This is a genomic window from Cryobacterium algoricola (assembly GCF_004402485.1).
Lineage (GTDB): Bacteria > Actinomycetota > Actinomycetes > Actinomycetales > Microbacteriaceae > Cryobacterium > Cryobacterium algoricola.
Genome location: NZ_SOFG01000011.1, coordinates 1,003,138 through 1,010,144, shown reverse-complemented (window position 1 = coordinate 1,010,144; position 7,007 = coordinate 1,003,138). Strand labels below are relative to the sequence as shown.

The window sequence follows — 7,007 nt, the reverse complement described above, 5'->3', positions numbered from 1 at the left end:
AAAGGAATCTCTTGATCCTTCACCGCTAGAAACGGATCCAAACCACGAGGTTTTTGGCATTTGACATTGTGCACGCTGTTGAGTTCTCAAGGATCGGACACCTCGACTTCAGGCCCTTACGGACTGTCGCTTCGAGGCAATTCCTTATTCTTCTTTCGTGTCGTTTCGCTCGGTCCCCCGCTAAGGGAATCTGGTGAAACGCCATCAATCTCAACCAACGAATTTACGCGTTGATCGGGATTGGAAGTGGTCCCGCTTGAGGCCGGTAAGCGCTTCGGCTTTCCGCACCTGTGGGGTGACTTAGATGACTTTACGGTGAACCGTCGGGGGCCGCAACTCTCGGCCGCATCCCGGGCGTGTCGGATAGATCACACCGCCATTTCCGGCATGTTTCACGCGGCCGGCGCCTACCGGCGCACGGAAACCGTGACCGTGAATTTGGCGTTCCGGTCCACCTGGTGCGTCTGGCCGACCAGGCGCGTGAGCGCCGGCCGGTAGCCGAGGTGCGTGTTCCACACCGTCCACAGCTCACCGCCGGGGCGGAGCACCCGTGCGGCATCGGCGAAGAGCTTGAGCGCAATGCCGGCATGTACGGAGGAGCCGATGTGGAACGGCGGGTTCAACAGGATCAACTCGCTCGAGGCATCCGCCTGGGAACCGAGCGCGTCATCGCGCACGACCGTCACCCGGTCGGCGACCCCGTTGGCGATCATGGTCGCCCTTGCGGATGCGACGGCCGCGGCCGACTGGTCGCTCGCGATCATCGTGAGTCCGGGTCGGCGCTGCGCGAGCGCGGCCGCGAGCACCCCCGTGCCGCAGCCGAGGTCGATCGCGCGCACGGCGCCCGGCTTCATGCGGTCGAGGAACCCCAGCAGGTAGCGGGTGCCGATGTCGATCGTCGTTCCGGCGAACGCGGCTCCGTGGGCGCACACGGTCAGCCCGAGGTCGTCGTGCCTGCTGACGTGCGGCCAGTCCGGGCTCACCTGCTCCGTGGCACCGAGGGGGCCGGTGGCACGCAGCACCCGGGACTTCTGCCGGGCCGGGGAGACCTGGAGCCTCTCGAAGTGCCGCGCGAGGACCTCGTTCATGGCCGGGGTCATGTGCTTGAGACGCCCGCCGGCGACCACCACGACCGTCGGATCGGCGAAGCGGGCGATGGCGGCGGCGATCTCGTCGAGGGCGGCGAGGCTGCGCGGCAGCTGAAGGAGAACGAGCGTCGCGCCGGACAGGAGGTCCTCGCCCAGCGGGAACGAGCGGTACCGGTCGGTGAGACCGAGCTCCCCGGCGTTCCGGGCGAGGGCGGCCTCACCCGAGAGCGCGTCCTGGTGCACGCGGATGCCGGTGGCCCCGAAGAGTGCGGCGGCGCCGAGGGTGAGGGCGCCGTATCGGTCCTCGACAACGACGAGCCGTTCGGCGGGAAAGCTCGCCGCCGCCTCGTCGAGGATCAGCCGGTCGCTCGCGTCGACCGCAAAGAGGTTGGAGGCTTCGACATCGGGGAAACGCCGGAGCGTGGCGAAGTCGAACGCGGCGGGGCCGAACCCAGCGGGATCGGGCGCCACGGGATCAGAGGTCGTCAAGCGGACGCCAGATGACGACCTGGTTGGCACGGCGGGTACGGGTACCCGCGCGCATGGAGATGACCTCACCGGCCGGGCCGGCCGCGAAAACGCGACGGCCCGGACGGTTCAGCAGTTCATCGGCGAGTGCGGACTCGAGTTCGCGCAGGCGCGATTCGAGCCGGCGCACGTGGTCCTCGAGCGCGACGATCCGCCGGATGCCTTCGAGGCTCACGCCTTCGGCACCCAGCTCCGCGATCTCCCGCAGTTTCACCACATCACGCATCGAGTACCGGCGAGACCGGCCCGGGGTGCGGTCCGGACTCACCAGGCCCAGGCGATCGTACTGTCGCAGCGTCTGCGGGTGCATGCCCGCAAGCTCTGCGGCCGTCGAGATGACGAACACCCGGGTGTTTTCGTCCACCGTCAGTCTCTCGCTCTCGCCAGCAGCTCGTCACGAGGGTTCTCGTCGGGGAGAGCAGCGGCGAAGGCCGCGAGCTTCTCCTCGGCGTCCTTGGACAGGTGCGACGGCACCGCCACCTGGACCTCGGCGAGCAAGTCGCCGGTGCCCTTCGGGGTCACGACGCCGCGTCCCTTGACGCGCAGGACCCGCCCGCTCGGCGTGCCGGGGGCGATGCGCAGCTTGACCGGCGCTCCGCCCAGGGTCGGCACTTCGATCGTCGCGCCGAGGGCGGCCTCGACGAACGTCACGGGCACGTGCAGCCTGAGGTTCAGGCCGTCGCGCTCGAACACGGGGTGCTTGCGCACCGTCACGGTGAGGACGATGTCGCCGGCCTCGCCGCCGTCCGGGCTGTGCTGCCCCTGGCCGCGCAGCTTGATCTTCTGCCCGTCGGCGACGCCGGCGGGAATCCGGACCTTGATGGCCCGACCATCCTGCGTCTGCAGGGTGATCTGGTCGCCGTGGGTCGCAGTGATGAAGTCGACGGTCGTCGATGCGACCACGTCACGACCCCGGGTCGGTCCGCCATAACCGCGGAACCCTCCCGTTGACGTTCCGAAGCCACCTGCGCCGCCGCCCCGGCCGAACATGCCGCCGAGCAGGTCGTCAAACCCGCCCTGCTGCTGATAGGAGTAGCCCTGTTGCCGGGCACCCCCACCGAACATGCCGCCGAAGACGTCGTCGAAGCCGCCGCCCTGCTGGGAACCCCCGCCACCGGGGGCGGTGAAGCGTGCTCCACCGCCCATGGCCCGCACAGCGTCGTATTCCTTCCGCTGTGCAGGGTCGCCGATCACCGAGTGCGCCTCGCTGATTTCTTTGAACTTCGCTTCCGCCGCAGGGTTGCCCGGGTTGGAGTCCGGGTGATACTTACGCGCGAGCTTGCGATAGGCCTTCTTGAGGTCGGCCGGCGTCACATCTTTCGAGACGCCGAGGACCTTGTAAAAGTCTTTGTCGAACCAGTCCTGGCTAGCCATCGCTCGGTACCTGGACTACGACCTTGGCAACACGCAACAGCGTCGAGCCCAGGAAATAGCCGGTCTCGACCACCTCGCCGACCGTGTCGACCGTCACATCGGGCGTCGGCATCTGGAAGATGGCCTCGTGCACGGTGGGATCGAACGGTTCGCCGACCGTGCCGAACGGCTTCACGCCGAGGCGCTCCACGCTCGTGCGCAGTTTGGCTGCGATGGTGCTGAATGCGGAGTCTGCGACGAGGTCGCCGTGCTTCTCAGCACGGTCCAGGTCGTCGAGCACCGGGATCATGCCCTTGACGACGTCCACGGTCACGCGCTCACGCTCGATCTCGCGGTTCGCCTCGGTGCGCTTGCGGTAGTTCGCATACTCGGCGGTGACCCGCTTGAGGTCGGCGAGATGTTCGCTCGTCGGCTCTGCGACCTCGCGAGTGGCGGCGTCCAGGATGTCCTGGACCGTCAACTCGTCTTCTTCGATGCCCTCAGCGGATGCCGCTGCCTCGGAGTCAGCGGAGGCCTCGGCCGCCGCGGATTCCTCTGCGGCGACCGGCTCCAATTCCTCGTCGGACGGCCCGTTGACCGGACCCTTGTCCTTGGCCATTACTTCTTGGTTTCTTCCTCGTCGTCGACAACCTCGGCGTCAACCACGTCTTCGTCGGACTTGCCCGCGTCAGCGGTCGGTTCGCCGGTCTCGGTGGGGGGCGTCGCGGCATCCGCCTGGCTCGACTTGTAGATGGCCTCGCCGATCTTGCCCTGGCTCTCGTTGAGCTTGTCGTACGCGGTCTTCACGGCCGCGTCGTCGTCTCCGGCGAGCGCGGACTTGAGTGCATCGACGTCGGCCTGGACCTCGGTCTTGACCTCGGCCGGGAGCTTCTCGTCGTTCTCCTTGAGGAGCTTCTCGATCGAGTACGCGAGCTGCTCAGCGGTGTTGCGGGTCTCGGCGGTTTCGCGGCGACGCTTGTCTTCTGCGGCGTGCTCTTCGCCCTCGCGCACCATGCGCTCGATGTCTTCCTTCGCGAGCGAGGAACCGCCCGTGATGGTCATGGACTGCTCCTTGCCGGTGCCCTTGTCCTTGGCGGACACGTGCACGATGCCGTTGGCGTCGAGGTCGAAGGTGACCTCGACCTGCGGGATGCCGCGCGGGGCCGGCGCGATGCCGGTCAGCTCGAAGGTGCCGAGGTTCTTGTTGTCGCGGGTGAACTCACGCTCGCCCTGGAAGACCTGGATCGCGACGGACGGCTGGTTGTCGTCTGCCGTGGTGAAGGTTTCGCTGCGCTTGGTCGGGATGGCCGTGTTGCGCTCGATGAGGCGCGTCATGATGCCGCCCTTGGTCTCGATGCCGAGGCTCAGCGGGGTGACGTCGATCAGCAGGACGTCCTTGCGCTCGCCCTTCAGCACACCGGCCTGGAGTGCGGCGCCGACGGCGACGACCTCGTCCGGGTTGACACCCTTGTTCGGGTCCTTGCCACCGGTCTCGCTCTTGACGAGCTCGTAGACGGCGGGCATACGCGTCGAACCACCGACGAGCACGACGTGGGCGATGTCGCCCACCTTGACGCCGGCTTCGCGGATGACGTCCTGGAAGGGCTTCTTGGTGCGGTCGAGGAGGTCCTCGGTCATCTTCTCGAACTGGGCGCGGGTCAGCGTCTCGTCGAGGTTGGCCGGGCCGTTCTCGGTCAGGGAGAGGTACGGCAGCTGGATGCTGGTGGACATGCTGCTGGAGAGTTCCTTCTTGGCCTGCTCCGCGGCTTCCTTGAGGCGCTGCTTGGCGATCTTGTCCTTGGAGACGTCGACGCCGGTGGTTTCCTTGAACTTCTTGATCAGGTAGTCGACGATGCGCTGGTCCCAGTCGTCGCCGCCGAGGCGGTTGTCACCGGCGGTCGAACGCACCTGGATGGTCGAGAAGTCGTCGTCCTTGCCCACCTCGAGGAGGGAAACGTCGAACGTTCCGCCGCCGAGGTCGAAGACCAGGATGAGCTCGTCTTCCTTGCCCTTGTCGAGGCCGTAGGCGAGCGCGGCCGCGGTCGGCTCGTTGATGATGCGGAGCACGTTGAGGCCCGAGATCTCTCCGGCCTCCTTCGTAGCCTGGCGCTCGGCGTCGTTGAAGTACGCGGGGACGGTGATGACGGCATCCGTCACCTTGTCGCCGAGGTACTGCTCGGCGTCGCGCTTCAGCTTCGCGAGGATGCGGGCGGAGATCTCCTGCGGGGTGTACTTCTTGTCGTCGATGCCGACGGTCCAGTCGGTGCCCATGTGGCGCTTGACCGAGGAAATGGTGCGGTCGACGTTGGTGACGGCCTGGCGCTTGGCGGTCTCACCGACGAGTACCTCGCCGTCCTTGGTGAATGCGACGACGGACGGGGTGGTGCGGAAGCCTTCGGCGTTCGCGATAACGGTGGGTTCTCCACCCTCGAGGACGGCCACCACCGAGTTGGTGGTTCCGAGGTCGATGCCTACTGCACGGGCCATGTGTGCGTTCTCCTTCAAAGTATGAGCTCAACGGGACGATCGGTATGATCATCGAAGAGTTGAGCGGTATTGACTCAAGTGTGGCACCGCCTGAAATCGGAGTCAAGCCAGCCAGCTGAAAGTTGAGTGGGAGTGACTCAACTTTGGATTCCCGAGTAATTTCCCCGCTGTTCCCCGGCGACCACTACTCTGAGCGCATGACTGGGACAGCGGAACACCGCGGCACGGCAGAATACCCCACCTCGGCCGGGCGCGGCGTGATCGCCTGGAGCCTCTGGGACGGCGGTTCGGCCGCGTTCAACGCCGTCGTCACGACCTTCGTCTTCACCGTGTACCTCACCGGGTCGTCGTTCGGAGACAAGGACGTCATCTCGGCCCAGCTCGGCTGGGCGCTCGCGATCGCCGGCCTGCTCGTGGCCCTGCTCGCTCCGATCACGGGGCAGCGCTCCGACGCTTCCGGTCGCCGCAAGCTCTGGCTCGGCGTCAACACGTTCATCGTCGTCGGCCTCACGGCGGCGATGTTCTTCGTGCAGGCCTCTCCGGACTTCCTGCTGCTCGGGCTGATCCTTCTCGCCGCCGGGACCGTGTTCTACGAATTCGCGACCGTCAACTACAACGCGATGCTCGGCCAGGTCTCCACGCCGAGAACGATCGGCAGGGTCAGCGGCTTCGGGTGGTCGATGGGCTACTTCGGCGGCATCGTGCTGCTGCTCATCCTTTACTTCGGCTTCATCCACCCCGACGTCGGGCTCTTCGGTGTCACGGACGCCAACGGGCTGTCGGTGCGGGTGTCGATGCTCATCGCGGCCGCCTGGTTCGGACTGTTCGCCCTGCCGCTGCTCTTCCGGGTCAAGGAGTACACAGCCCCCGCCGCCACCCAGCGCGAGCGGGTCGGTTTCTTCCGCTCCTATGTCCTGCTCGGGCGCGACGTGGCCGCCCTCTGGCGCAATGACCGCCAGATGGCACTGTTCCTGATCGCGAGCGCGGTCTTCCGCGACGGCCTGACCGGGGTGTTCCAGTTCGGCGGCATCCTCGCGGCCGGCACCTTCGGCTTCTCGAGCGGCGACGTGATCATCTTCGCGATCGTCGCGAACATCATCGCGGGCATCTCCACGGTGCTGGTCGGCCGCCTCGACGACCGACTCGGGGCCAAGAACGTGATGGTGGTCGCCCTGTCCGGCACGATCGTCGCCGGCCTCGCCGTCTTCTTCTTCGCCACCGGCGGCGCGACGATGTTCTGGATCTTCGGCCTGCTGATGTGCGTGTTCGTCGGGCCGGCCCAGTCCGCGAGCCGCAGCTTCCTGGCGCGCAGCATCCCGGCCGGGCGCGAGGGCGAGATCTTCGGTCTCTACGCGACGACCGGGAAGGCGGCGACCTTCCTCGCGCCGACGCTCTTCGCCCTGTTCGTCAGCCTGTCCGGCAGCCAGGTCTGGGGCATCCTCGGCATCGCGCTCGTGCTCCTGGTCGGGCTGCTGCTGCTGATCCCGGTGAAGTCCAGGCAGCACCCGCTCGCGTAGCTGGGCGGTCCCTGTCCATCGTCTGGACATCCGC

Annotated in this window: 6 protein-coding genes; 1 reads left to right on the top strand and 5 read right to left on the bottom strand. The window is 66.8% G+C overall.

Going from position 1 to position 7,007, the window contains the following annotated elements:
• Positions 1-407: 407 nt before the first annotated feature.
• The 5 genes from E3O44_RS11455 to dnaK are packed head-to-tail and all read right to left on the bottom strand — an operon-like array spanning position 408 to position 5,456.
• Positions 408-1,577, bottom strand: coding sequence for a class I SAM-dependent methyltransferase (locus E3O44_RS11455; RefSeq protein ID WP_420897918.1), 1,170 nt, complete (start codon positions 1,575-1,577; stop codon positions 408-410).
• The gene (locus tag E3O44_RS11450) at positions 1,564-1,980 is read right to left on the bottom strand and encodes a heat shock protein transcriptional repressor HspR (protein WP_134534824.1); all 417 of its coding nucleotides are present in this window, start codon (positions 1,978-1,980) and stop codon (positions 1,564-1,566) included. Before E3O44_RS11450 ends, E3O44_RS11455 begins: the two co-directional genes overlap by 14 nt.
• A gap of 2 nt (positions 1,981-1,982) precedes the next feature.
• Positions 1,983-2,990, bottom strand: coding sequence for a DnaJ C-terminal domain-containing protein (locus E3O44_RS11445; RefSeq protein ID WP_134534823.1), 1,008 nt, complete (start codon positions 2,988-2,990; stop codon positions 1,983-1,985).
• Positions 2,983-3,588, bottom strand: coding sequence for a nucleotide exchange factor GrpE (locus E3O44_RS11440; protein ID WP_134534822.1), 606 nt, complete (start codon positions 3,586-3,588; stop codon positions 2,983-2,985). Before E3O44_RS11440 ends, E3O44_RS11445 begins: the two co-directional genes overlap by 8 nt.
• Positions 3,588-5,456, bottom strand: coding sequence for a molecular chaperone DnaK (gene dnaK, locus E3O44_RS11435; protein ID WP_134534821.1), 1,869 nt, complete (start codon positions 5,454-5,456; stop codon positions 3,588-3,590). Before dnaK ends, E3O44_RS11440 begins: the two co-directional genes overlap by 1 nt.
• Positions 5,457-5,653: 197 nt before the next feature.
• On the opposite strand from dnaK, the gene E3O44_RS11430 reads away from it, so the two are divergent.
• Positions 5,654-6,973, top strand: coding sequence for an MFS transporter (locus E3O44_RS11430; RefSeq protein ID WP_134534820.1), 1,320 nt, complete (start codon positions 5,654-5,656; stop codon positions 6,971-6,973).
• The last annotated feature ends 34 nt before the right edge of the window (positions 6,974-7,007 follow it).

What these genes read in the sequence shown, in the direction of transcription:
- E3O44_RS11445 (WP_134534823.1), bottom strand. Translation starts at nt 2,990, where the DNA reads ATGGCTAGCCAGGACTGGTTCGACAAAGACTTTTACAAGGTCCTCGGC.
- E3O44_RS11440 (WP_134534822.1), bottom strand. Translation starts at nt 3,588, where the DNA reads ATGGCCAAGGACAAGGGTCCGGTCAACGGGCCGTCCGACGAGGAATTG.
- dnaK (WP_134534821.1), bottom strand. Translation starts at nt 5,456, where the DNA reads ATGGCCCGTGCAGTAGGCATCGACCTCGGAACCACCAACTCGGTGGTG.
- E3O44_RS11430 (WP_134534820.1), top strand. Translation starts at nt 5,654, where the DNA reads ATGACTGGGACAGCGGAACACCGCGGCACGGCAGAATACCCCACCTCG.